A 26,222-nucleotide genomic window follows, 5' to 3' on the forward strand; every position below is an offset into this window, starting at 1 on the left:
ATCTGCTGTTGAATCAGCGTCTGCTGTTGCATCTGAGTCTGATGTTGAATCAGATGTTGCGTCTGCATCTGCTGTTGCATCTGCGTCTGCTGTTGAGTCTGCATCCGCTGTTGCATCTGAGTCTGATGTTGAATCAGATGTTGCATCTGCATCTGCTGTTGAGTCCGCATCTGCTGTTGCATCTGAGTCTGATGTTGAATCAGATGTTGCGTCTGCATCTGCTGTTGAGTCTGCATCCGCTGTTGCATCTGCGTCTGATGTTGAATCAGATGTTGCATCTGCATCTGCTGTTGCATCTGCGTCTGCTGTTGAGTCTGCATCCGCTGTTGCATCTGAGTCTGATGTTGCATCTGCTGTTGAGTCTGCATCCGCTGTTGCATCTGAGTCTGATGTTGAATCAGATGTCGCATCTGCATCCGCTGTTGCATCTGAGTCTGATGTTGCATCTGCTGTTGAGTCTGCATCCGCTGTTGCATCTGAGTCTGATGTTGAATCAGATGTTGCATCTGCATCCGCTGTTGCATCTGAGTCTGATGTTGCATCTGCTGTTGAGTCTGCATCCGCTGTTGCATCTGAGTCTGATGTTGAATCAGATGTCGCATCTGCATCCGCTGTTGCATCTGAGTCTGATGTTGCATCTGCTGTTGAGTCTGCATCCGCTGTTGCATCTGAGTCTGATGTTGAATCAGATGTTGCATCTGCATCCGCTGTTGCATCTGAGTCTGATGTTGAATCAGATGTCGCATCTGCATCTGCTGTTGCATCTGCATCCGCTGTTGCGTCTAGGTCTGCATTTACATCTACTGCTGCGTCTACCGTTGTATCTAAATCTGCATTCGCATCTAGGTCCGCATTTGCGTCTACCGTTGTATCTAAATCTGCATTTGCATCTAAGTCTGCATTTGCGTCTACTGCTGCGTCTACTGTTGTGTCTAAATCTGCATTCGCATCTAGGTCCGCATTTGCGTCTACTGCTGCGTCTACTGTTGTGTCTAAATCTGCATTCGCATCTAAGTCCGCATTTGCGTCTACTGTTGTGTCTAAATCTGCATTCGCATCTAGGTCCGCATTTGCGTCTACTGCTGCGTCTACTGTTGTATCTAAATCTGCATTCGCATCTAGGTCCGCATTTGCGTCTACCGTTGTATCTAAATCTGCATTCGCATCTAAGTCTGCATTTGCATCTACATCTGCGGTTGATTCTGCATTAGATTCTGATGTCGATTCTGACGTTGCATCTGCATTTGCATCCGCTGTTACATTTATATCTACTTGTGGATCTGGATCTAAATTTATATCTTCATTTGGATCTTCATTTACGCATGGATCTTCGCACTCACGCATTCCTCTTCTTATTTCTCTATTTCTTCTTCTTTCTTCCCTATTTCTTCTTCTTTTTTCTCTATCTATATCTATTTTATTTTTCGGCATTACAATTCCTCTCCTTGTATTTTTAGGTTAGTAGATTATTTTCTACTTACTAAAAATATATTCTTTTTATACGGAATTGTTACATATTTATACAAATAAACTTATAAAATAATAAAAGGTTATCTCTTAAATAAGAGATAACCTTTTATTATTTTATTTATTTTTGAGCATATTTTTCTGCTATTTTAACTATAAGATTTACACATTTCTCCATAGATCCTACTGGTATACATTCGTTCTTTCCATGGAAGTTTAAACCACCTGTAAATATATTTGGACAAGGAAGACCCATAAATGATAATCTAGCCCCATCTGTACCACCTCTAACTGGTACTATTTTAGGAGTTATTCCAACTTCATTCATAGCTTCTTCTGCTATATCAACTATAAACTTAACAGGTTCTACTTTTTCTTTCATGTTAAAGTATTGGTCTTTTAAGTCTAATGTTATTCTTCCATCATATTTTTCGTTTAATTTATTTACTACATCTTGCATATGAGCTTTTCTAGCTTCAAACTTTTCTTTATCATGATCTCTTATTATATAAACCATACTAGCATTTTCTACATTACCATTTAAATCATTTAAGTGGTAGAATCCTTCATATCCTTCTGTAGTCTCTGGTCTTTCGCTAGCTGGGAACATTTCAGATATCTCAGCTGCTATATGTAATGCATTTACCATTTTATTTTTTGATGCACCTGGATGTACATTTCTTCCTTGTATAGATATTGTAGCTCCAGCAGCATTGAAGTTTTCATATTGAAGTTCACCTTCTATACCGCCATCTATTGTATATGCATATTTTGCACCAAATTTTTCAACATCAAATAGATCTGCTCCTCTTCCTACTTCTTCATCAGGAGTAAATCCTACTTTTATATCTCCATGCTTTATTTCAGGGTTATTTACTAAATATTCTATCGCTGTTATTATTTCTGCTATACCAGCTTTATCATCTGCACCAAGTAGTGTAGTACCATCTGTAACTATTAAGTCTTCTCCAACTAGGCCTTTTAATTCTGGGTAATCAGATACTTTTGTAACTACATTTAATTCTCTATTTAGTACTATATCTTTTCCATCATAATTTTCTATTATTCTTGGTTTAACGTTTTTCCCAGTTATATCAGGAGCTGTATCTAAGTGAGATATAAATCCTATTGTATCAACACCTTCTGTATTTCCTTTTAAAGTTGCCATAACGTAACTATTTTTATCAACATTAGCATCTTCTAATCCTAATGATTTTAGTTCTTCTACTAAGTAGTTTGCAAAAACTCTTTGTCCTTCGCTAGATGGACAATTTGCATTCTTAGGATCTGCAGTTGTATCAAATGTCACATACTTTAAGAATCTTTCTACTACTTTATTTTTCATGGTTATACCTTCTTTCTTTGGTCTAATAATTGTTAAGTAATATATCCCTTATATTTCTATTATATTACAAAAACTTACTAAAGTATATCTACCTTTTTTAATATTTGATGCATTATTGTAAGACCTAAAAAAAATACTATTCCAATTATTCCTTTTACTTGTATACCTATGAATATGGCTGCTAATGTAGCTAATGGACTAATACCTATATTGGTGGATACTAATTTAGGCTCTAAAACCTGTCTTAACAATGATAGTAGCGCAAATACAACTATAAGAGTTATTGCTATAAGATAGTTTTTTACTATACAGTAATAAACTATAAAAGGTAAATATATTACTACTATCCCTAAAAAAGGTATTAAATCCAACAAACCAGCTATAATACCTAACGTCATAGAATATGGTATATCAAATACTCTAAGGCTTAGCCAAGTTACTATGAAAGTTATTCCCATTAATATGGCATAAGCTTTTATATATCCTAATATTGATTTTATTATTTCTCTTTTTATATTCTTAACCTTAGTCTTTGTTGGTTCAGAGAACATATTGTAGAAACTATATTCTATTTTATCTATATCTTTTGCTATAAAATATGTAGATATGAATAAGGTTATAATGAATATAGATATATATGGAATTGATCCTAAAAAATTTACGAAACTTTCTAATAATTGTTTTGCTATACTTACTATATTGGTGCTATATTTTTGCATTAAAAACTCTATATTTATGTTTGGTATGTTCTCAAGTTGCTCTAAATATAAATTTAGTTTAATTGCTATATTTGAAATAAAATCACTTATGTAATCATAATTATTTACAGTATTATTTACGAATTCTAATAAACTATCTATTCCCTCCATTATTAATAATCCAGCTAATACTACAAATATTATAACTGCAATAAAACTTAATACTAAAGTTGATACACCTTTATTTATATTAAACTTATACCTTAATTTTTCTGATATAGGGTTTATCAAAAATGCAATAATACCTCCTACTAAAAATGGTGATATATAATGAAATGTCTTATAAATCAAAATAAATACTGTTGTATATAGTAATATAAATATCATGTTTTTCTTTAATACTTTTATGAATCTATTATCTATTACATTCATCTAATCACTTCCCTTATAATATATTATTAATTATTAACAAATATCTTTACTATTAAAATTAATTTATATAAATTTCAAATAAAACAAAAAACACTACAATATTGTAGTGTTTTATGTGTATATTCTTATTTTCTTTATTCTATTTTTATCTAAACTTTCTATACAGAATCTTATATTATCTACTTCTATAACTTCATTTTCTTCTGGAAGTCTTCTTAAATAACCTATGATGTAGCCTCCTATAGAATCAAATTCTTCAGACTCTAATCTAACTCCAATAAGTTCGTTGACATCACTTATTTTAAGTCCCCCATCTACGATATATTCATCTTCTTTAACTACTATTATATCTTCATCTTCTTCATCGTACTCGTCATCTATATCTCCAACGATTACTTCTACTAAGTCTTCTACAGTTATTATACCTGCAGTTCCTCCATACTCATCAACAACTATAGCCATTTGTATTTTTTCTTTTTTCATCTCTTCTAAAAGTTGAGTGATTTTCTTAAATTCATATGTAAAGAACGCTTCCCTTACATACAACCTTATATCAAAATTTGCTATCTCTTCATCACTTAAGAATATGATATCCTTTATATTAAGTACACCTATGATGTCATCTATAGATTCATTGTATACTGGCATTCTACTTAATTTCTCTTCTTTAAATTGCTGTATTATTTCTTCATATGAATCTTCAACATCTATAGCTATAATATCTAATCTTTGTACCATAGCTTCTTTAGCTTGCATATCCCCAAACTGAAATACATTGTTTATGATTTCTCTTTCTTCTATTTCTAGGACACCTTCTTCATGTCCTACATTAACCATAGTTTTTAATTCTTCTTCTGTTATATATGGTTCATTCCCTTTTGTTTTTATTCCAAATAACTTAAATATTAAATTTGTTACTATATTAAGTACCCATACTACTGGAGTTAATATAAATATTATTGCCTTTATTGGCTTAGAAACAAATATAGCCACTTTTTCTGAACTATTTGCTGCTATAGTTTTTGGAGTTATTTCTCCAAATATTAATACTAACACAGTCATAACAGCAGTTGCCAATGGTACTGCTTCCGGCCCTTTAAGTAATGTAATAAATAGTGATGTTGATATAGAAGTTGCTGCTATATTAACAACGTTATTTCCTATTAATATAGAACTTAATAACTTATTTGGCTCTTCTATTAAGTTACTTACTAGCTTTGCGCCCTTAACCCCTTCTTCTTTCATATGTCTTATTCTTATTTTGCTAAGTGACATTAATGCAGTCTCAGATGCTGAGAAAAATCCTGATCCTATAAGTAATATCACTAATACAATAATCTGAATCAATATACCGGTCGATTCCAACCTAAACCACACTCCTAATTTCTTTTAAATTTCTGTTTATATGTTAATATATTATAACATACTTACCCTTATTTGGAAATTTATTAATTTAGATATAATCTATATTATCTATCATTTCCAATACTATTAAAATACATTTGCATTATAATTTTTTTTATCCCCTTATAATAGTATTAAATTTAAAAAGAGGGTAAAATGAAAGATTTACTAGAAAAAGATGGTGCTATGCCTAGACTTAGAGACAAGGTTTTAATGAATTTAACTGAAGAAAATGCATTAGAACTAGTTGCTGAAATAGTTAACGTTTATGAAAATAATGCACAAGGAAAACATAGATTAGGTTCATTTATTGATAAGATTAGTTTCGATGAGTTTAAATCTTTGCTAAATTTAGACAAATATTTAAATTAATTACATATTTTTATACTTTTATGTCACATTTTAATATTTTTGCATATACTATAGTGTAAGAGAAATTAAAAGAGTTTCTCTTACACTATAAATATCAAAACTCCTGTTAATATTCTAATTTAGTGATCGGATATAAAAAAATTCTTTCCCCCAAATATTCTTTAAACCACCTAATCCCCCCCCCTGGTTAGGTGGTTATTTTTTATTTTTTTTGAATATAAATTTAAAATTTGCCAATACTTATAAATGAGAGCGGAAATTATATATCTCTCCCCCTAATAAGTATATATATTTATATGGTGACTACATACTCCCCCTGTAGTCACCAATTTTTTTTAACTATATTCTATTTTTACTTTAGATCCTTGTCCAACTTCACTAGGAGATACTATTAACTTAATTGGAACTCTATTTTTTAACTCTTCAACGTGAGTTATAATTCCAACACTAAGTTTATCATGATGTAGTCTTTCCAGTGATTCTATAACAGTTTCTAGTAGTTCACTATCTAAAGATCCAAATCCTTCATCTAAGAAGAAAAATTCAAGGGGAGCACTTCCCTTTAATTGTATTTGAGATGATAATGCTAATGCTAATGATAGTGATGTTAAGAATGTTTCTCCTCCAGATAAAGTATCTACACTTCTTCTTTGCCCACCATTAAAGTTGTCTCTCATTACAAAGTTTAATGTTGAATCTATTTCTAATGCATATCTACCTTTAGTTATAGACTCTAATCTATTAGATGCTTCAAGCGCTATATACTTTAATTGATTAGTAGCAACATACTCAACAAATCTATTTCCTTGAACAATCTTATCTAGATCATCTAATAAATCCACTTTATGTTGAACTGCCTTTAACTCTTTATTTAAATCTTTTATCTTGTCTAAAGATTCTTTTAGGGTACTTAGTATAGTTTGCTTTGATCCTATATCTTGGGATATTCTACTAATTTCTATTTTTAAGTTATCAATACTATCTTTTAATTCATTAAAGTCCTTTTCATTTATTTTTCTATCACCTATTGATTTAACTAGATCATTTATCTTTATACCTAATACTTTTTGCTCTTCTTCATATTGTGTTATCTCATCATGTAGTTTTCTTAAGTATTCTTTATCTAATAATGATCTTTTTACAGCATATATACTTTCAAATTTATACTCCTCTAATGATTTATTTAAAGTATCTGTTTGTATTTTATACTGTTCTTTTGCTATCTTTAATCTTCCATCTATATTTGATTTGTCAGATGTAGTTTTTTCAAATTCCAACCTTTGAGCTTCTAATTTATTTTTTATCATTTCCTCTTGAGATATAAGCTTATTTATATTATTTTCTAGATTCTCTAACAATAATTTTGAAGATTCACCTTTTGTTGTTGCTATTATTTCATTGTATTTTCCATCTCTCACTTTTTTCTTTTCAGAATAAATTTCTCTAGCTTGAATTAAATCTAACTCTATTTTATGTAGGTTATTTTGATAATTTACTATATCTTTTTCCATTGCTTCTTTTGACTTAGATATTTTTAAGTATTCATTATTTAAATCTTCTAATGCTTTTTCATTATTATTTATCTCTTCTACTTTTACTTCTAAATCTTGTATTTTAGTTATTGCTTTTAGTGTTAAATAGTTTTCTTTTGTTGTTTTATAGTTTTCTTCAATTGCTGTTAGTTCTTCTTTTAATTCGATTACATTTTTCTTATAAGAGTTTATACTCTCTTGTAGTATTAGTTCATCTTTTTCAATTTTGTTTTTTTCTTCTCTAGCCTTATTTATACTACTTTCATTTTCCTCTTTATCCTTATTCCAATTTTGTAGATTAACTTTTAATATCTCTAGCCTTTTAGACTCTTCTTCTACCTTCTTTATTAGTTCATTAGAACTTAAGTCTCCTATTTTAGATTTTACCTCTTCTAATTCCTTTAATATTATTTTTTCTACTGATATACACTCGCTATTTTTTCTGTTGAGTTCTTCAATTTTTACTTTTATATTAGACTCATCTTCTTTTAATTTTTCTATTTTTGACTTAGTAAACTCTATATTTTCATTATAGTTTGTATCATCTACATGCTCATGATTTCTAGATCCACATACTGGACATGGAGAATTTTCCTTTAATTCTTTTCTAAGTTCTGTTGCTAAATTTAAATACTTTAGCTTTTCTAATTCTTTATCTAGATAAGTTATATTTGTATGATTAACCTCTAATTTATCATTTAAAGTATGTAATTCTCTTTCTACCTGATGTCTATTTTCTAGTATTTTATTTAAGTTATTATGTAAATTTTCTTTTTTAATTTCATTTTCTTTGATAGATTCTGCTTTTACTCTTAAATTTGCTATATATTCAGTCTTATTAACTATCTCTTCATTAGTTCCTGGAGATTTTTTAATTAAAATTTCATAATGTTTTTCTAATTCAGTTAGTTTTTTCAATACAGAATCTTTATCCCTTTGAATATATCTTAACTTTAAGTTTATCTCATCTAGATTTTTATTTATTTCATTCAATCTATTATTTTTAACAGTCTTACTTTCTGAAAGCTTATTATATTCTTTTTCATACTCATAGGCTAAAAATATTTTCTGTTTTAGATCAGCACTTATCTTTATTTCACTTATTTTCTCTTCTAAGCTTTTTAAGTTATTTATTACTATCTCTTTCTTGCTTTCTAAATCCTCTTTTAATTTTATAAGTATCTCTTTTTCTTGATTTAAACCTATACCCTTGCCTTTTATATCTTTTAATTCAGAATCTAAACCAACTAACTCCGCTTCTAATTCTATTGCATTTTGAAGTTTGATTCTATCTTCAGATAGTCTTGGCATATTTTCATTTTTATTTTTATATGCTTCCTCATAATTTACTTTAGTTATAAGTAGTTCTTTATTTAACAATTCTAGTTTCTTTTCTAAATTTTGACTTTCTAGGCTATCTTCATTAACCCTTTTCTCAAGCTCCAATACAGCATTTATGTACGGATTAATCTTATCTGCATTTAATGCATCTTCAAGCTGTCTTCCTTTTTTTGATATATCTTCTTGCTTTAAATCTAACTCATGCTTTCTTTTCTTGTAGTTTTTTAACTTTACTTGTTTTTCATATATTTCTTCAACTTCTTTATATTTATTTTGGTTTATTTCAAAATCTTTATTTTTACTAATTTCTAATGATCTTAATTCTTCTAACTCTTTTTGTACTTGATTATATACTTCTTCACTTACAGTATCATATTGACTTAGCTTAGAATTTATATCTCTTAAAGCTTGTTGTTGTACGTTTTTTCTTTTCTTAACTTTATCTATTAATCCTCTTCCGTATTTTTCAAGATTAAATATTCTCTCTAGCATGTCCCTTCTATCCGCACCTGCTAGCTTTAAGAAATCATTAAACTTACCTTGTGGAAGTACTACTGATCTCATAAAATCATTAGCTGTTAATCCTACAATTTCAGCGATTTTATTATTTACTTCTCCAACTTTGTCTGCTAATACTTTTTCACTTTCATCCTCATACATCTCTATTAATCTTGCATATGAAGTTTTAGTACCTGTATTAGTTCTAACTATAGTTCTATCTACTTTATACCTTCTCTTTGCGTTTTTACTTCCGATTTCAAATTCATAAGAAATTATTGCTTTATCGCAGCTACTATTTATAAATTCTTTAGTATTTCTAGGTATACTTCCATACATAGCTATTGTCATTGCATCTAATATAGTTGACTTACCACTTCCAGTTTTACCAAAAATCCCAAATAAACCTCTATCAGTTAGTTTTTCAAAATCTATAACTGATTTATCTATATAACTATTTAAACCACTTAACTCTAATCTAATAGGTCTCATCTTTAGCTTCACCTTCTTCATTTATTATATCTAAGAATAAATCCATAAGCTCTCCTTTAGGTTCTACTCCCCTACTAAATTCATAGAATTCCTTGAATAATTCTCCCATAGATTTTTCTTTTACGTCTATTTCTTCATTATATTCTTTTGATGCTATTATTGGTTTTATTTCTATTATATCTTTTAATGTATCCTTCATTTTTTTTATGTTAGACTGTGATATAACTTCATCTGTTTTTATTTCAAAATAAGACCATATATCTCTATCTTTATTTTTTTCGCATACTTCTAATGCATCTTCTATTCCATTGCATTTAAATACCTCTATAGGTTTATAGTTTTTAAAGTATTTTTTTTCTACTGTTATTTCTTTGTATTTATTTATATCAACTATATAGCATCCTTTAGTATATGATCTTTCATCTTTGCTATATTGTATAGGAGATCCTGAGTAGTATGCATTTAACCTTTGTGAAGATTTTTGCATTTTATGTAAATGTCCTAAAGCTATATAATCAGCCTTTTGAGGTAAGTCTTTTTTCTCTACTAATAAGCTTCCTCCAAGTTGTATTGGTCTTTCAGATTCTGTTTCTTCTCCACCGACAACAAAAAGGTGAGATACAGCTAAATTTATTGAATCATCTTCAAAGTTTTCTTCTAATTCTTTAAATAACTCACCAACTCTTTGAGAATATGTTATTTGTCTTTCTTTGTCTTCATCATTTTGAAGTATTACTTCATTAAGCCTCTTTTCACTTGGATATGGCAGCGTTATAACAACAACCCTCTCATTATTTATATTAAGTTTTATACATCCCTCTTTCGCTTCTAATATCTCAAAGTTTTTATACTTTGATACTTCTGTTTTACTTAGAGGATTTCCAAGTATTATTATCCCCTGATCATGTGCAAGAGGACTTGATGCTTGTAGTCTTTCTGGATTATCATGATTACCGCTTATTATTAATACACATCTTTTCCCATTGTCTGATAATCTTGATATTGTTTTATAGAATAATTTTTCAGCTTGTGCAGGTGGATTTGATGTGTCATATATATCTCCTGCTATTATAACCATATCTATATTATTATCATCCACTATCTGTATAAATTCTTCACAGAATTTGGTTTGTTCTTCCAATCTTGAGTGACTTTCTAAGCTTTTTCCTAGATGCCAATCTGATGTATGAATAAATCTCATTTTATCCTCCTAAATAATATGATTTATTTATATATTTTAATAGTTTGATTATAACATAAAAGGAAGATGTCTAAACATCTTCCTTTTATGTTATTTTTATTAATAGATATTATTATTTTACAAATTTTATAGATTTGTTCGTAGCATCTAAGTAGCAATTTCCCCCTAGTAAAATACTATTTGATGATGTACAATGACCTACTTTTATATTACATAAGCATGGTTTATTATATTTTTTAATCTTTTCAAATAATAATTCATATAAATCATAATCATCTTCATTATCTTTTCTACACTTTTTAAAGTCTCCAAATATTATCCCACAACAGTCATTTAACTTATTGCTAAGTTCTAATTGTGTAAGCATTCTATCTATCTTATATATATTTTCTCCTATTTCTTCAATAAATAAAATTTTATTTTTTGTATCAATTTCATATCTTGTTCCAAGGGTGCTAATTATTACAGCTAGATTTCCTCCTACTGTAATCCCATTAGCTTTTCCTTGTACTAAAGTATGTAATTCTTCGTCTTCTGGGTTTTTTATAATAATTTCATCTTCCATTGATAATATATTTGAGAAGGAATCAAAAGTATATTTATCATAGTGTAAAAAATTTAATCCCATAATTCCATGGTAGGTAACTAAGTTCGCTATTTGATTAAAGGCTATATGAAGTGCTGTTATATCAGAATACCCTATAAATACCTTAGGATTCTCTTTTATAATGTTGTAGTTTATTTTATCAATTATTCTAAGTGTTCCATATCCACCTCTTAGACAAAGTATACCATTTACGTCTTTATCTAAAAACATATTTTCTATGTCCTTTACTCTAAACTCATCTTCACCTGCTAAATACCCCTTATATCTTAGATAACAAGTCTTTCCAAATTTGACTTTATACCCTAATTTATTTAATTCTTGCTCTATTTTTTCTAATTCATAAGTTAGTAATTTTTTTGTTTTAGATTTAGATGGACTTGCTGGTGCTATAACTCCAATTGTATCTCCTTTTTTTAGTTTTTCTGGAAATATCATAATTTTCCCCCTTAGTATATATAGTTTAAAATTTTTTTAATTTCTCCATTCTCAATATATACTCTATCTACCCTTCTAGATATTAAGCTTAATAATTCATTTCTATTTGTATCTATCAAATTTGCTATTTCTAAAAGTGTAGGACCATTTTCTCCATAAAATACTACATCTGCATCGTAATCACATTTATCTAAATAACTAATGTCTATTACAAGGTGATCCATACATATTTTACCTATTATGTTACATCTTTTATTATTTATATCTACATACCCTTTATTTGATAAACTTCTTGGTATCCCATCTCCATATCCACAAGGTATAATTCCTATTTTAATATTTTTATTTGCTACATACGAATAATCATATCCTATAGCCTCACCACCTCTAACCTCTTTAACCTGAATTATCTTTGACTTGAATGTTATAGCAGGCTTTAGCTGTAAGGAAGAGTCTCTATTATTGTATCCATATATACTTGCACCTATCCTCACCATATCCATATGAAAATCCTTATATGAAACAAACCCTATACTATCACAAATATGCTTTATAGGTATCGTCTTAATTTTTTCTAATTCATTTATAGTCTTTTTAAATATATTAAATTGAATATAATCTGATTTTTCATCTCTAAGTGCTAGATGTGAAAAAATACCCTCAATATATAAATTCTTTAATAATAATAAACTATATATTTCTTGAAATGTATTTTGATTTACCTTAAGTCCTAATCTATTAAATCCTGTATCTAACTTTATATGAACTTTTCCTATTTTGTTTATTTTACTACATATGTTGTTTATAATTTTTCCTTGTTCTTCTTTAATTACAGTTATAGTTATATTATTTTCAACTGCTAATTCTATATGTTCATTTGGAATATATCCCATAACTAAAATAGGAGATTTAATGTTTTCTCTTCTAAATTCTAGAGCTTCACTAAGTGTTGCTACACATAAGTAATCAATACCTTCTCTACATAATAGTTTAGCTATTTCTATAGAACCATGCCCATATGCATTTGACTTTAATACTGCGCCTATTTTAGTACTATTTTTGGTATATTTTTTTATTTCCTGCAAATTATGTTTTATATTATCTAGATTTATCTGTACATAAGTTGGTCTTAACAAGCTCAAAGTATCACTTCCTTATGAAAATTTCACTCGCTTATTTTCATAATATGTTAATTATTCTTTTATTATCACTAGTTATAAATATAAAAAATGAAGATACTTAGCTTAGTACCTTCATTTTTTATATTTAAAGTTTAATTATATTAAGTTTTTATTTATATACTAACATCTTCATCTATTCCGAATAGATATATGTACCTCTCTTTGACTTCTTTTCCTGTTAATTTTTCTACCACTTCAGAATATAAATCTAATTGTTTTTTGTACCTACTTATTACTTCATTTTTATTTTCGTCATTTACAAAATCAGTTTTATAGTCAACTATAACAATCTTATCATCTTCTTCAAAGTATGCATCAATTATACCCCTTAGCATTATGCTTTCTTCATCAAAGTCTTGTACATTTCCTTCAGTTGCTAAATCTTCATATATATACACATCTTTAAGTTTGATTTGAGCATATATGGCCTGTTCTCTTTTAATAAATGATGACTTTAACATTCTTTGTCCTATATGAGATTTAAAGAATTTATATATCTTAAATGGATTAACTACTCTAGACTGCTTTTCAGTTATTATTCCCTTTTTAATAAACCTACTTATTTGCTCTTTTATATCATCAATAGTATATATCTTATTAAAGTCTATTATCTGCATAACTAAATGAACTATAGTACCCCTCTCTGCACCAGTTATCTTTTCTATATCTTCTTCCTCTTGCATAAATATAGGTTTTTTGAGAGTTATTTGATTACTAAATACTTCTTGAGAAAAATCTTCTTCATGAGCATTTTGTATTTTTTTGATTTCAGTTACAGATATACTCGCAGGTTTTGTTACACATGCTTCATAGGGATATTTAAAATCTAATTTTTCTTTTATTATACTAAAATACTCTGTATCAGGATTTTCTACATCTAGACTGTCTATTATCTCTCTTATGCTCTTTTCTTCCTCTTCTTCATTTTGAGTTAAAGTGACATCTTCTTTATACCATATATTAGATACCCACTTTGAATTATGATTGTCTATATATTCTATATCTATATTAGCAAAGTCTCTTAATTCTTCTAAATCTTTATGCTTTAATACTGATGGCATTATCCAATCTAAGTAACTTTTACCTTTTAGTACCTTATACTGTGATATTGCTTTATTTCCCTCTACTCCATTTGCCCATGTTTGTAAAGATTTCTCAATGTTTCTCGTTGAACCTGTTATTATAAGCTTTTCTTTAGGTCTTGTAAATGCTACGTAAAGTACCCTCATTTCCTCAGATAAATTTTCTACATTAATTTTACTTTTTAATGCCTCTTTAGCTATACTTGGATAAGATATTTTTCTTTCATAATCTACTATTTGAGGACCGTATCCTAGTTCATGATGATATAATATATCATTTTTAAAATCTTGAGTATTGAAGTTTTTCCCCATACCAGAACATATTACAACAGGGAACTCTAGCCCCTTACTTTTATGTATACTCATTATTCTTACAACGTCTGCATTTTCCCCAAGAGTTTTAGCACTTCCCATATCAGTATTTGATTTTTTAAGCTTAGCTACAAAATTTATAAAACTAAATATACCTTTAAAACTTGTTTCTTCAAATTGCTTTGCCCTTTCAAATAATATCTTTAAGTTTGCTTGTCTTTGAGATCCTCCAGGTAAAGCACCTACGTATGCATAATATCCTGTGTTAGTGTACAGATACCATAAAAATTCGTCTGTGCTCATATATAGGGATTTTTCCTTATAGTCTTTTAGTTTTTCTATAAATTCAATACACTTTAATGCCTTTTCATCTTCATGATTACTATATTCCTCTAAAGCTTCATAAAAACTTTTATTATGTTCTTCTACTCTTATGTCTATAAGTTCTTCTGGTGTAAATCCACATATAGGTGATTTTAGCACTGCAAGCAGAGGTATATCTTGCATAGGATTATCAATAATTTGAAGTAAACTCATTATAGTTTTTATTTCTATAGTGTCAAAATACCCTACCCCTATATCTGCATAAGTTGGTATATCCATATTCATAAGTTCATCTGCAAATACTGGAGCCCAAGCTGATGTAGCTCTTAGTAAGATAACTATATCTTTAAACTGTACAGGCCTATAATCATCTAGCTTTTTGTCATAAACCATTTGAATTTTTCCCTCTTCATTTGGTGACATTAAGCCTTTTATTATATTTCCAACCATTCTAGCCTCAAGTTGTATATTATCTATTTCTTCCTCTTCTTCTGAACTTTCATTTTCTTTAGTCTCAGAATCATCCTTTCTAGATGCTTTCTCCATTAAATGTATTTCTGTAGGACCTCCTACTACTACATCTTCATTAGTATTTTCTTTAAATATAGCACCTAAGTTTAATCGTTCTTCTTCTGTATAATTTATTTCACCTATATTTTCGCTCATTACATTCTCAAATATATAATTTGCACTATCTACAACTTCTTCCCTACTTCTAAAGTTTTTATAAAGCATTATTTTTCTATATAGTGAACCTTTTTCTGTATCATAGTCAGCATACTTTTGTAAGAATATTTCTGGTTTTGCTTGTCTAAATCTATATATACTTTGTTTTACATCCCCAACCATAAATCTATTTGGGGTTTTAATTTTTGCTATATTTGAAAGAAGTACCTCTTGCACAAAGTTACTATCTTGGTATTCATCTATAAATATTTCATAGAACTTTTCCCTATAGGAAAGTGCTATATCTGAAGGTATATTTTCACCTTTATCATCTTTTTGAACTAATATATTTAACGCAAAATGTTCTATATCATTAAAGTCTATTATTCCCTTTTCTCTTTTTTTATTGTCATAAGCATCTTCAAATTGTATGACTATATCTGATATAGATTTTGCTACTTTATAAATGTACTTTATCTCATAATTTATGTCTTCTTTTTCTCTATTAAAGGTTGAATCTTTTATGCTTTCTACTGACTTTTTAACTTTTTTTCTTATATCATCAGCCTTACTTTTTATGTCTTTTATATAACTTGGGGTATCTTTTCCAAGCCTTTTCACACCTTTTACGTAGTTTTCAAATTTTATATTTGATATACTACTATAAGCTTCATCCCATGATAAGTTGCAAGCATCTAATATTCTTTTTATACTACTGTAATCTGTTTTAAATTTTTCTGTGTATGTTTCTAACTCAACAATACCTTCTAACTCTTCTAAGGCCTTTTTCATACTAGTTTCCATACCACTTATCTCTATCTTTACTGTATCTAGTATAGCTTTTGCCCATATAGATGTTGAGAAATCAAATTCACCATCTATATTAAATTGTTCTGCTGAAAATTCTAACCACTCTTTAGGATCTGGTGATGCCATGGCAAAGTTATATACACCTAGTATTATATTTTGAAGATTATTATCTCCTCTTCTCTCTGCATAACTTTCTACTAAATTTAAAAATCCTTCATCTCTATCTATATAAAGTCGTTCGAATACTTCTTCTATGGCCTCTTGCTTTAATAGTGCACACTCTGTTGTGTCACCTATCCTAAAGTTAGGGTCTAAGTTTATTTTATGGAAGTTAGACTTTATAACTTCTAAACAGAATGAATGTATTGTTGTTATACTAGCTTTATTTAAAAGCACTAACTGATTTTGTAAATGCTTATTTTCTGGATCTTTGTCTAATGCCTTACCTATCGCATCACCTATTCTCTCTCTCATCTCAGATGCAGCTGCATTAGTAAACGTAACTACTAGTAACTTATCTATATCTATAGGATTTTCTTTATCAGTTATCATTTGAATTATACGTTCAACTAGTACAGCAGTTTTTCCCGAACCTGCTGCTGCTGCTACTAATAAATTACAATCTCTACTATCTATAACTGCTTGTTGCTCTTTTGTCCATTTAGGAGAACTCATTACTTAACTCCTCCTCTCATTGTGTTTATTATCTCGTCATTACTCTTTTTGTTTATTATTTTATATTTATTATCTTTTAATGTTGTATCAAACTGGCAAATAGCTGAGTAATTGCAGTATATACAAGAATTTCTATCTTTATGTTTATATGGAGATATACTTATATTTCCACTTAACATATCTTCGCATAAATATTTTATCAAGTCCTTTACATATTTTCTAATAACCTCAAATTCTTCATTAGTAACACCTTTTGTATATCTACCTAAAGTACCATCTTTGTTAAAGTTTGCAGGTATAACTAAAGATGTTGTTCTTTCTCCATTTGCTAGTGTCTTATCCATTTCTTTGATTATATTAGAATCTTTTATAAGTAAACCTTGCATTTTTAACTCTTTAAGTATTTCTTCTCTTATAGTTTCTTCTTCTTTATCTTCATCAAATTTTGCTATTGGGTCATCTATTCTGGAATAAAGAATCGCTGCTGGATTTATATTCTGTCCCTTAGATTTCCCACTTTCTAATATTGCATCTAGATAAACTAATAGTTGTAATTGAAGCCCATAATATACATCTGTTAAGCTTAAATCCTTTTTACCAGATTTGTAATCAACTATTCGTATATATTTACCTTCTTCGTTCTCAAATTCATCTATTCTATCTATTTGTCCTCTTAGTTTTATTTCTTCTCCATTTTGTAAAACTATTTTTATAGGTGGATACTTACCTTTAGTTCCAAAATTCACTTCATAATCTGTAGGCTCAAATGAACCAATTTTTATTTGTTCACTTATTATACTTATAGCTGATATAAGCATATTTTGTAATCTAAGAGTAAGATACTTATATCTTTGAGAACTCTCTAGTATGTATCCAGGTATCTTACCTACTATTTCTTCAACTATTTTTTCTACTTTTTCTGTTATATAGTTTATATCTATATCTGCCCAATGTAGATTATCTTTTACTAACTGTTTTGAGAAATTATCTAATATTTTATGTATAAAATTCCCTAAATCTGGTGCTGTAAAAGAATATTCTTTTCTTTCTTTAGCTTTAAGACCATACTGTATAAAGTAAGCAAATGGACACTCTGCATACTTTTCTAACCTAGATACACTTAAATTTTTATCATATAGTGTTCTTATTTTTTCTTCTTCTACTTTTTGAACTTGATTAGTATATGTAAGTCCACTTATAACCTTATTAGTTATATTTTTGTATTCACTATCACTTGCATAGTATCTATATACATCTAACCATAAATTATTTATATCTTTTCCATCGTCAAACTCTTTTATCTCTTTTATAAGTTCATTAAAAGTTGGAGATTTTACAGTTATTCTATTTAAGATATCTTCATCTGTTTTAGCTTCTTCTTCTAATAAATAACTTTTACTATCTATATTAGGAAATAGCTTTTTAAGTCTTGATACTATTACTGATGGTCTTATAGTTTTTCCTTCATGGTCTGCTATAGGATAGGTAACTATTAGATTTTGGCTACTTGATGTAAGTGCTTTATAAACTAAAAATTGTTCTTCAAATGTTTTAGTTTTACTATCTATATCAACCTCTACACCTTTTTGCCCTAAGTTTTCTCTGTCACTATCATTTAAAAGCCCATTATCCTTTGCTATTAATGGGAATGTACCATCTGTAGTCCCTATTAAATATAGATACTTTGTATTTGGATTTTTCATTTTATCCACACTACTTACAAGTACTTGATCTATACTTGGAGGAACTAATCCAAGTTCATATTCATCAAATCCTAGACTTATTAATTTTATAAATTTATCTAAAGATATTTTTTCATCTCCCATTATCTCAACAATTTGGTCAAATATATCTACAACTATGTTCCAAACCTGAGAATATTGATTAGCTATATCTAATTCTCCTTTACCTTTAAATTTCATTATTAAATTTTCTATAGTTGTTGGCATATTTATTTCTAACAAGAATTCATATATATACTTACATATGTCTTTTGCATTATTCTTACCTTTTAATTTATCTTGTAGATGTATTATTGGAGTTAAGACTCTTTCCTTTATTTCATTAACCTTTTCTCGTATTTCTATTTCCTCTTCTTTTTCTTCTGAAGAAATATTGTGATTTATTCTATACTCCCATTTATCCTCAAACCATTTTTTACCTTTTATACCATTTGCTAATACATAATTTTCTAACATACTAATTTCTTCGTTAGATATCCCTACAAGTCCACTTTTTAAGTATCTAAACATAGTCTCATAATTATATCTTTTACTTTTCATTTCTAATATAGATATTATAAGTACTATTATTGGATTTGTTTTAGCTTCTCTTTTTTTATCTATAAAATTAGGTATTTTATATTCATTAAATACAGAGCTTACTAAAAAGTCATATTTATTTAAGTCTCTTGTAGCTATAGTTATATCTCTATATCTAACCCCTTTATCTCTAACTAAATGTACTATTTCCTTTGCTATTTCTTCAACTTCAGAGTATAAGTTGCTAAATTCTTTTATCTTTATATTATTAGTTGACTCTTCATACACTTTATATGGATACGAGTTATAGTACCTTTCTAAGTGCTGAAGTTCTTTGCTATCTTTAAGTCTTGGTATAATATTATTATTTAGCTTTATATCAGGAAGCAACTTTACTCCCTCTTCGTTACATAATTTTATTAGCTTTTGATATGTAAACTTTGTTCTAGAAAAAGCATCTGTTTTATTGTATGAAATATTACCTGGGTTATCCACTGTTAAAGATATACATACTTCCTTAGCCTGCTTAAATAAACTACTTAATACCCTATACTGATTAGGTGTAAATCCAGTAAATTCATCTATATAAATATATGCATCCTTAAAATAATCACATACTGGTAATTTTTCTGCTAATGATTTTAGCATGTCTTGAGTGTCTATATAATTTTCATGTAGTTTTTCTTCGAATTCTTTATATATCCTACTTATATCTTTTAATTTTAAACTTAAAGTTTCACTTTCTACTTCGCCAGATATATTTTCTAACATCTCATAACTTATGTTATACTGTTTTAACTCAGATATTATCTCACTTATAGAACTTACAAATCCTGATTGAGATGATGATTTAGAAAATATATTTAATTCTTTACTTACACTTTCTATTGCTTTATAAGTCATCATAGCATTGCCACTAGAATTTATGTTAACATCAGTTAATCCTCCAACGTAAGAAAAAACTATGCTACTCATAGTTTTAAAACTTAATACCCTAGACCTTAAAAACTTGTCTTTTTCTTCTCCTAAGAAGAGCTTACTCATTCTTTTTTCCATTTCAAATGTATATTGTTCTGGAACTAAAAGTATTACAGGTGTTATTTCATTATCTTTAACTCTATTTTTTATCTCATCTAGTATATAGGTCGATTTACCACTTCCGCCTCTACCTAATACAAACTTAACACTCATAAATATCCTCCTCAAAAACACTTCTGTCTACTTCCTCATTATTACATAATTTATTAAATTCACAGTATTTGCAGTGTTTTTTGTTTTTTACTAACTCATATTTATATTCTTTGTCTTCTTTGTTATAGTTGGTGTTTTTTATATAATCTATATATGATAACACCTTATTTTTATTTTGTTTATGTTTTTCATTATTATAAGATATAGATACACAATTATCATCAAACTCTGGTTGATAGTATTTCATACTTATATTTTGTGTATCTATATCTTTATCTAATAAATTGGGAATTACTTCTTTTGCTAAAAGCATATATACAATAGTTTGTATTCTACTTTCTACATTTTTATAATTAAATTTTTTATTTTCTGTTTTCCAATCCCATATTTCAATTTTATTATCTTTGATTATTATTAAATCATACTTAGCTTGTATTATATTTCTATCTAAATTAAACATTACTTCATACTCTGGTAAGTATAAATAACCTTCCTTGATTGGAACTAGTTTTTTTACTTTATCCATCCATCTTTGAAAATCTGTATTGGTACTAGAATTTATTCCTAAAGGTATATTACTAAAATATCTTTCACATAATAAGTGAAAATCTGTACCTGTTTTCAAACTTTCGTAGTACTCTCTATGTTCTATATCATCGTATTTCCAATTAATTCTATCAATGTACTTATACTTAAATTTTAATGGACATGATTTATACGTATTTATAGAATTTTGGCTGTATCTAAAGTTTTTTAGACAACTATTCATTTATATTTACCTCCTTTTTTCTCATATTTATATACTTCTCAAGTTCATTTATATATAAAGAAGGCTTTTGTTCTTTATTTCTTTTTCCTACATCATTCTTATCTTTATAAAGACTTGTTGATAATATTAACATTTCTTTAGCTCTAGTAATTCCAACATATAATAGTCTTATCTTTTCATTTATTAAATCTATTTTACTCTTATATATATAATTAGTAGGTATATCACCAGTTAATATACATTCAATTTCACTTTTTACAATAGCCACTGGATTTTTGTACTTATCTTTTAAATACCATTTATCACTTTGAAACTTTTGATTTGTATTATCAGGGAAATTAAACTCTGTAAGCCCTAACATAAAAACACAATCCCACTCTAAACCTTTTGATTTATGATAGTTACATATAGTTATACTTCCTGGTTGTGGCTCATATCCATTCATTTCATATACCACTTCTATTATATGATTAAATACCTTATTTTTACTATCTATTAAAAGGTTATATACATCTATTAAACTTATATCTGGGTTATCTAAGCTTAAAAATTTTATATAAAATGCCAGATAATCTATTATTGCTCTATCTTCTTTCCCTAAATTAAGTTCATCCCCTATAAATAATAAAAGCACATCTAATCTTGTTATAGGATATTCTAATATACTTTTAAGAATATTTATTCCTTGTATAAATGTTTGGTATAACTCTGTATTTGTATCTATTATTATATTATTTGTTATTTCTTCATTGTATATTATCTCTTCTGTGCTATATTTTTTTAATACATCTAGTAAATCTTCCTTCCCTTTTTCATTATCTGTTTTTACAAATACTTTATCTAAGGCATTTATTAGTTTATTTATATCATCACAATTTATTATAAAGTCTATTATATATGACAGTTTGTTTATGATCTTTCTTTTATTTAGAGAATTAGGTCCTAACTCTTCAAACTCCATATTTTCATCAATCAGAATCTTAGCAATTTGCGTTATATGATCATTAAAAGGTACCAATATTCCTATACTTTTATCCGGATACTTTCTTTTTATTCCTTTTGTGTATGCTACGGTTTTTGTCAACTCATCATTCCATGTCTCATATTTTTTAACATTTATACTGTATATATCTGGTTTAGGATTTTCCTTATATCCCATACCACTTGGAACAGTTTTTATTTCCATATCCTCTAAAGCATCTCTACATTCCTCTTGCCTAAATTCCTTTGTTACATACTTTACTAGTTTATTTGCTAAATCTAATATATCCTTTGAACTTCTATTAGACATGTCCATTCTATAGCAACTATCTGCCTGAGATATAAACTCCTTAAAGAATTTAGGGTCTGATGATGAAAAAGTTCCAGTTATACTTTGGTTTATATCCCCAACTCTAACTAAATTTTCATTATCTCTACATATCATTTTTATAATTTTACCCTGTATCTCATTGGAATCTTGGCATTCATCTTCAAATATGTACTTATATCTATTCTGAAATTTTATTCTTAAATTCTCATCAAAATTTAATGCTTTATATGCAAGAATTAATATATCATCATAATCAAGTAGGCCATTTTGTTTTAATTTTTTATCATATTCTTTATATATAGGAAGTATTAATTTTAATATTCCTCTATGCCCATTAGATAATATCCCCTCTAGCTCTTGTGGTGATAATTCCTTATATTTTAAGTCACTTATTGCATTTACTACTAAGTCAAAAAATCCTCTCTCCCAAGCTTCAAGCATTATATCATTCCATTTATCATCCTTTTGCTCTTTTAGGAACCATCTAAATGCCCTTTCCCCACCATTTATCTTAAAATTATTTATGCATTCATTTAGTATTATAGTTTTTTGTAAATCATCTGCTATGTTAAATTCTTCACTCAACATAACTACTTCTGGTTTTTCTTTTATTATTTTTACAGCTAAACTATGTATTGTCATAACTTCATAAGAATTTTCTTCTTTTATGTCATTCTCTTTTAATATTGCTTTTATTCTTCCTTTGAAGTTATTTACTGCACTATTCATATAAGTTAATATTAGTATTTTAGATTTATCATGTTTTTTTTCACTTAGTAACTTTGCTACTAAATTGGTAACTATAAAAGTTTTTCCGGCTCCTGGTACTGCTGGTACCGCCATAGTTCCACCTTCATAGGCTATTATTGGTAATTGATCTTGTCTATAATTTATATTATTCATAAGAGTTTTCCCCCTTATCTAACATCTTAAGTAGTATGCTATATAATATACTTTCTTGTATATACCCATTTACTGTGTATTCACTTTTATATGCATATACTTCTTTAGTATTAATTAGTAAATTATATATAGTATTGTATAAATAATACTTCTTATAATCTTCTTCCATTTTATCTGTATATATTCTACCTTCTTCAAAAGATTTTCTAAGAACTATCAAATTACTTATATCCTTTTCTATCTTCATATTCCACCCATTGCTACCTACATCTAGCCATATATGTATTGGTCTATTTACTCTTGATGATATATATGTATATGGAGTGGTTAATAATACTTTATCTATATTACTCAAATCTTCTAATTCTGAAGATTGATAATAGTCATTTATTGTAGTTTTAAGTGCTTTTATAAATAACTTTTCTTTATCCTCATTTATATTCAATAACTCTATGTTTTCTGTAAATGTCTCACATTCATATATTATCTTTTTACAAATATGAATATTTTCTTTTCCAAACTTAAGATTTAGCATTTTATCTATATAAAATTTAATTAGAAACTCACCTATTTTAAGTTTCTCATTCCTTTTATCTTCTATATAATTTAATATTTCTTTAAATTTTTCTTCTTCATACTTATTTTTATATATTTTTAATGCTTGTATCTTATTGACATCTAATATAGTTTCTATAAAATTTATATAGTCTTCTTCTCTTATGGAATTTTGGCTACCATTAAAAATGCTAAGAGCCACTATAAGTGCATTAGCATAAGGATAATCTATTAACTTTTTATCTTTTTTAGTGCTAAATATATCGATATTATTAATTTTCAATTTATTAGTCATTTGAAAGTCTAATATTGTATTGTTTATAGGAGAAATTATAGCTATATCTTGTGCTTTTACTCCTGATAGTATTAACTCTTTAATTTTCTTTAAAACTACTTCTATCATCTCGCTATATAGCTGACTAGATTCATTTAGTTCAACACTTACTGGTAAATCATCTATAGAAACCTCTCCTTTTTTGTTAAGCTTTTCTTCTTCATATTCATTTTCTATATATCCTTCTATAAACTTAATATCTATATTATTAAAAACTGAAAAATCTCTTTTTTCATTAAAAAATGTATATGAATCTATAGCATTTTCTTGTATCTCTTTTATAAATTCGATTTCTGCTACAGATACACTTTCTAAACTTTCTACAATTAAATATTTTATTTTTTTTCTTAAATATTCTTTGTATAAATCATTTTTTAAAAGATATTTATTATATACATATACACTCAGTGAATTATCTAACATACCTTTATTTAATAACATGCTAGTGTAATCCATTATTATTTCGTTCATTTCACTATAAGAAAATTTATTTATATTATCTTTATTTTTCTTAGACAAATAAATTTTTTCTCCTATGCTCTCAAATTCTAATTTACTTAATGTAGCCTTATTTATATTAGTACTTATACTTGAAGTTATAGATTTATTGGTGCTTATAATATCTTCAAAGTATCCTTCTTTTTCTCTTTTAATTTTTACCTTTTCCCCTATTATATAGTCTGTCAAAGTATTATTTATAAATTTAGGTCTTATGTGATGTTCTTTTATCTCATTATTATTTTCTAACACTATTGGCCAAAATTTTATGAGCTCTCCTTTAATAAAATTAGTATATGATATTATATTTAGTTTTTCACAATAATCTATATTAATCTTCTTCTCATATTTTAATTTAGTTAGATTATTAGGAACTAGAATCATTATTTTCGAAGATTTATTTTTACATTTTTTTAATATTTCATTATATAAACTAACTATTTTGCTCTCTTTATCTTTATTATTTAAATTTCTATATATGTACCTCATATAAACCCTTTCTTTAAACTATTTTGTATTTTAATTATATCATATTAGAGATTTTTAATTCCTCCATTAAAATGTTTACTTAAAGCTACATACTATTTTTTTAATCCTAAAAATAAAAGAAGCAACCAAATAGCCGCTTCTTTTATTTTTTAAATATAATCTATTTAAAATTATTTAAAAATTTATTTGTAATATTTCTTAATTGTCCACCAATAACAACTAAAAATATATTTATAATTATAATTATAAATATATTTACTATACTGTTGTATCCACTCAAATAATTTGAAATAGACTGAATTGGAGATAAATATAATACTGAAAACAATATAGAGCTATTACTACCTTCTATTAAAAAATGTGCACATAAAGAAAAAAATGATAAAAAAATTCCTAAACCTGCTCCCATTGATCCCACTATTAAAGATTCTTTAAGTTTCAAGCTATATTTATATCCATAATAAAAATTTATAAGAAAAAAGAATAATGCAAATAAAATTTCTATGATTAAGTTACTCGATTCAATCTCAATTATCTTAAAGTATATAAATGATATTATACATATAATTAAAGTATTAAAAAATAGTTTTTCTCCCAGGTCAAATGTATTTTTCACATACTCACCCCATATACTTTATTTTATTATATATAAAATGAAGTTAAAATGTGAATAATTTCAAATACAACAAAAAAGATTACGTGGCTACGTCTTACTCTCCCAGGAGGTCGCCCCCCAAGTACCATCAGCGCTAAAGAGCTTAACTTCTGTGTTCGGTATGGGAACAGGTGTATCCTCTTTGCTATAATAACCACATAATCTTTATCTGGAGCGGGTGAAGGGGATCGAACCCTCACAGCCGGCTTGGAAGGCCGGAACTCTACCATTGAGCTACACCCGCATATTTAGTTTTATTAGTACTTTCAAAACTGTATACCATTTAGATTCATCATTTAAATGAGGTCAAGTCCTCGACCTATTAGTATCAATAAGCTAAATACATTACTGCACTTACACCTTCGACCTATCAACCAGGTA

General features: G+C 27.6%; 15 protein-coding genes, 1 tRNA gene and 2 rRNA genes. 1 reads left to right on the forward strand and 17 read right to left on the reverse strand.

Going from position 1 to position 26,222, the window contains the following annotated elements:
- The 4 genes from I1959_RS14365 to I1959_RS14380 all read right to left on the reverse strand — a co-directional run.
- A partial coding sequence (locus I1959_RS14365; RefSeq protein ID WP_207733602.1) for a hypothetical protein occupies positions 1 to 1,431 on the reverse strand: 1,431 nt, incomplete at its 3' end.
- A 157-nt stretch (positions 1,432 to 1,588) separates the two neighbouring features.
- A complete protein-coding gene (gene pepT, locus I1959_RS14370) occupies positions 1,589 to 2,812 on the reverse strand; it encodes a peptidase T (RefSeq protein ID WP_092927358.1) in 1,224 nt (407 codons plus the stop codon).
- A gap of 77 nt (positions 2,813 to 2,889) precedes the next feature.
- Positions 2,890 to 3,942: a sporulation integral membrane protein YtvI gene (gene ytvI / locus I1959_RS14375; RefSeq protein ID WP_195238791.1), complete on the reverse strand. Its 1,053-nt coding sequence runs from the start codon at positions 3,940 to 3,942 to the stop codon at positions 2,890 to 2,892.
- 111 nt (positions 3,943 to 4,053) lie between these two features.
- Positions 4,054 to 5,307 carry an HlyC/CorC family transporter gene (locus I1959_RS14380; protein WP_166504883.1) on the reverse strand — a complete coding sequence of 418 codons (1,254 nt, stop codon included), beginning with the start codon at positions 5,305 to 5,307 and terminating at the stop codon, positions 4,054 to 4,056.
- Positions 5,308 to 5,502: 195 nt separating this feature from the next.
- Here I1959_RS14380 and I1959_RS14385 point away from each other — a divergent pair, with 195 nt between their 5' ends.
- Positions 5,503 to 5,718, forward strand: a complete 216-nt coding sequence (locus I1959_RS14385; RefSeq protein ID WP_166504882.1) for a hypothetical protein — start codon at positions 5,503 to 5,505, stop codon at positions 5,716 to 5,718.
- 335 nt (positions 5,719 to 6,053) lie between these two features.
- On the opposite strand, the gene I1959_RS14390 is transcribed toward I1959_RS14385, so the two are convergent.
- The 13 genes from I1959_RS14390 to I1959_RS14450 all read right to left on the reverse strand — a co-directional run.
- Positions 6,054 to 9,581, reverse strand: a complete 3,528-nt coding sequence (locus I1959_RS14390; RefSeq protein WP_195238793.1) for an AAA family ATPase — start codon at positions 9,579 to 9,581, stop codon at positions 6,054 to 6,056.
- Positions 9,568 to 10,782, reverse strand: a complete 1,215-nt coding sequence (locus I1959_RS14395; RefSeq protein ID WP_195238795.1) for a metallophosphoesterase family protein — start codon at positions 10,780 to 10,782, stop codon at positions 9,568 to 9,570. Before I1959_RS14395 ends, I1959_RS14390 begins: the two co-directional genes overlap by 14 nt.
- A 112-nt stretch (positions 10,783 to 10,894) precedes the next feature.
- A complete protein-coding gene (locus I1959_RS14400; RefSeq protein WP_195238797.1) occupies positions 10,895 to 11,824 on the reverse strand; it encodes a S66 peptidase family protein in 930 nt (309 codons plus the stop codon).
- An 11-nt stretch (positions 11,825 to 11,835) separates the two neighbouring features.
- Positions 11,836 to 12,966, reverse strand: a complete 1,131-nt coding sequence (gene alr, locus I1959_RS14405; RefSeq protein ID WP_092927372.1) for an alanine racemase — start codon at positions 12,964 to 12,966, stop codon at positions 11,836 to 11,838.
- Between the two features lie 152 nt (positions 12,967 to 13,118).
- Complete coding sequence (gene addA, locus I1959_RS14410) at positions 13,119 to 16,874, reverse strand: helicase-exonuclease AddAB subunit AddA (RefSeq protein ID WP_195238799.1); 3,756 nt, start codon at positions 16,872 to 16,874, stop codon at positions 13,119 to 13,121.
- Positions 16,874 to 20,326, reverse strand: coding sequence for a helicase-exonuclease AddAB subunit AddB (gene addB / locus I1959_RS14415; protein ID WP_092927376.1), 3,453 nt, complete (start codon positions 20,324 to 20,326; stop codon positions 16,874 to 16,876). Before addB ends, addA begins: the two co-directional genes overlap by 1 nt.
- On the reverse strand, positions 20,316 to 21,095 hold the full coding sequence (locus I1959_RS14420; RefSeq protein WP_195238801.1) for a PD-(D/E)XK nuclease family protein: 780 nt from the start codon (positions 21,093 to 21,095) through the stop codon (positions 20,316 to 20,318). The genes addB and I1959_RS14420 overlap by 11 nt, the downstream gene beginning before the upstream one ends.
- A complete protein-coding gene (locus I1959_RS14425) occupies positions 21,088 to 23,310 on the reverse strand; it encodes an ATP-dependent helicase (RefSeq protein WP_092927380.1) in 2,223 nt (740 codons plus the stop codon). The genes I1959_RS14420 and I1959_RS14425 overlap by 8 nt, the downstream gene beginning before the upstream one ends.
- Positions 23,303 to 25,186, reverse strand: coding sequence for a hypothetical protein (locus tag I1959_RS14430; RefSeq protein ID WP_195238803.1), 1,884 nt, complete (start codon positions 25,184 to 25,186; stop codon positions 23,303 to 23,305). The genes I1959_RS14425 and I1959_RS14430 overlap by 8 nt, the downstream gene beginning before the upstream one ends.
- A 160-nt stretch (positions 25,187 to 25,346) precedes the next feature.
- On the reverse strand, positions 25,347 to 25,802 hold the full coding sequence (locus I1959_RS14435) for a hypothetical protein (RefSeq protein WP_166504876.1): 456 nt from the start codon (positions 25,800 to 25,802) through the stop codon (positions 25,347 to 25,349).
- Between the two features lie 81 nt (positions 25,803 to 25,883).
- Positions 25,884 to 26,000, reverse strand: a 5S ribosomal RNA gene (rrf, locus tag I1959_RS14440).
- Positions 26,001 to 26,011: 11 nt separating this feature from the next.
- Positions 26,012 to 26,085: transfer RNA gene (locus I1959_RS14445), tRNA-Gly, on the reverse strand.
- A gap of 58 nt (positions 26,086 to 26,143) precedes the next feature.
- Positions 26,144 to 26,222, reverse strand: a 23S ribosomal RNA gene (locus I1959_RS14450); the annotation flags it as partial.

Source organism: Romboutsia sp. 1001285H_161024_C4 (assembly GCF_015550185.1).
Classification (GTDB): Bacteria; Bacillota; Clostridia; order Peptostreptococcales; family Peptostreptococcaceae; genus Romboutsia_C; species Romboutsia_C hominis.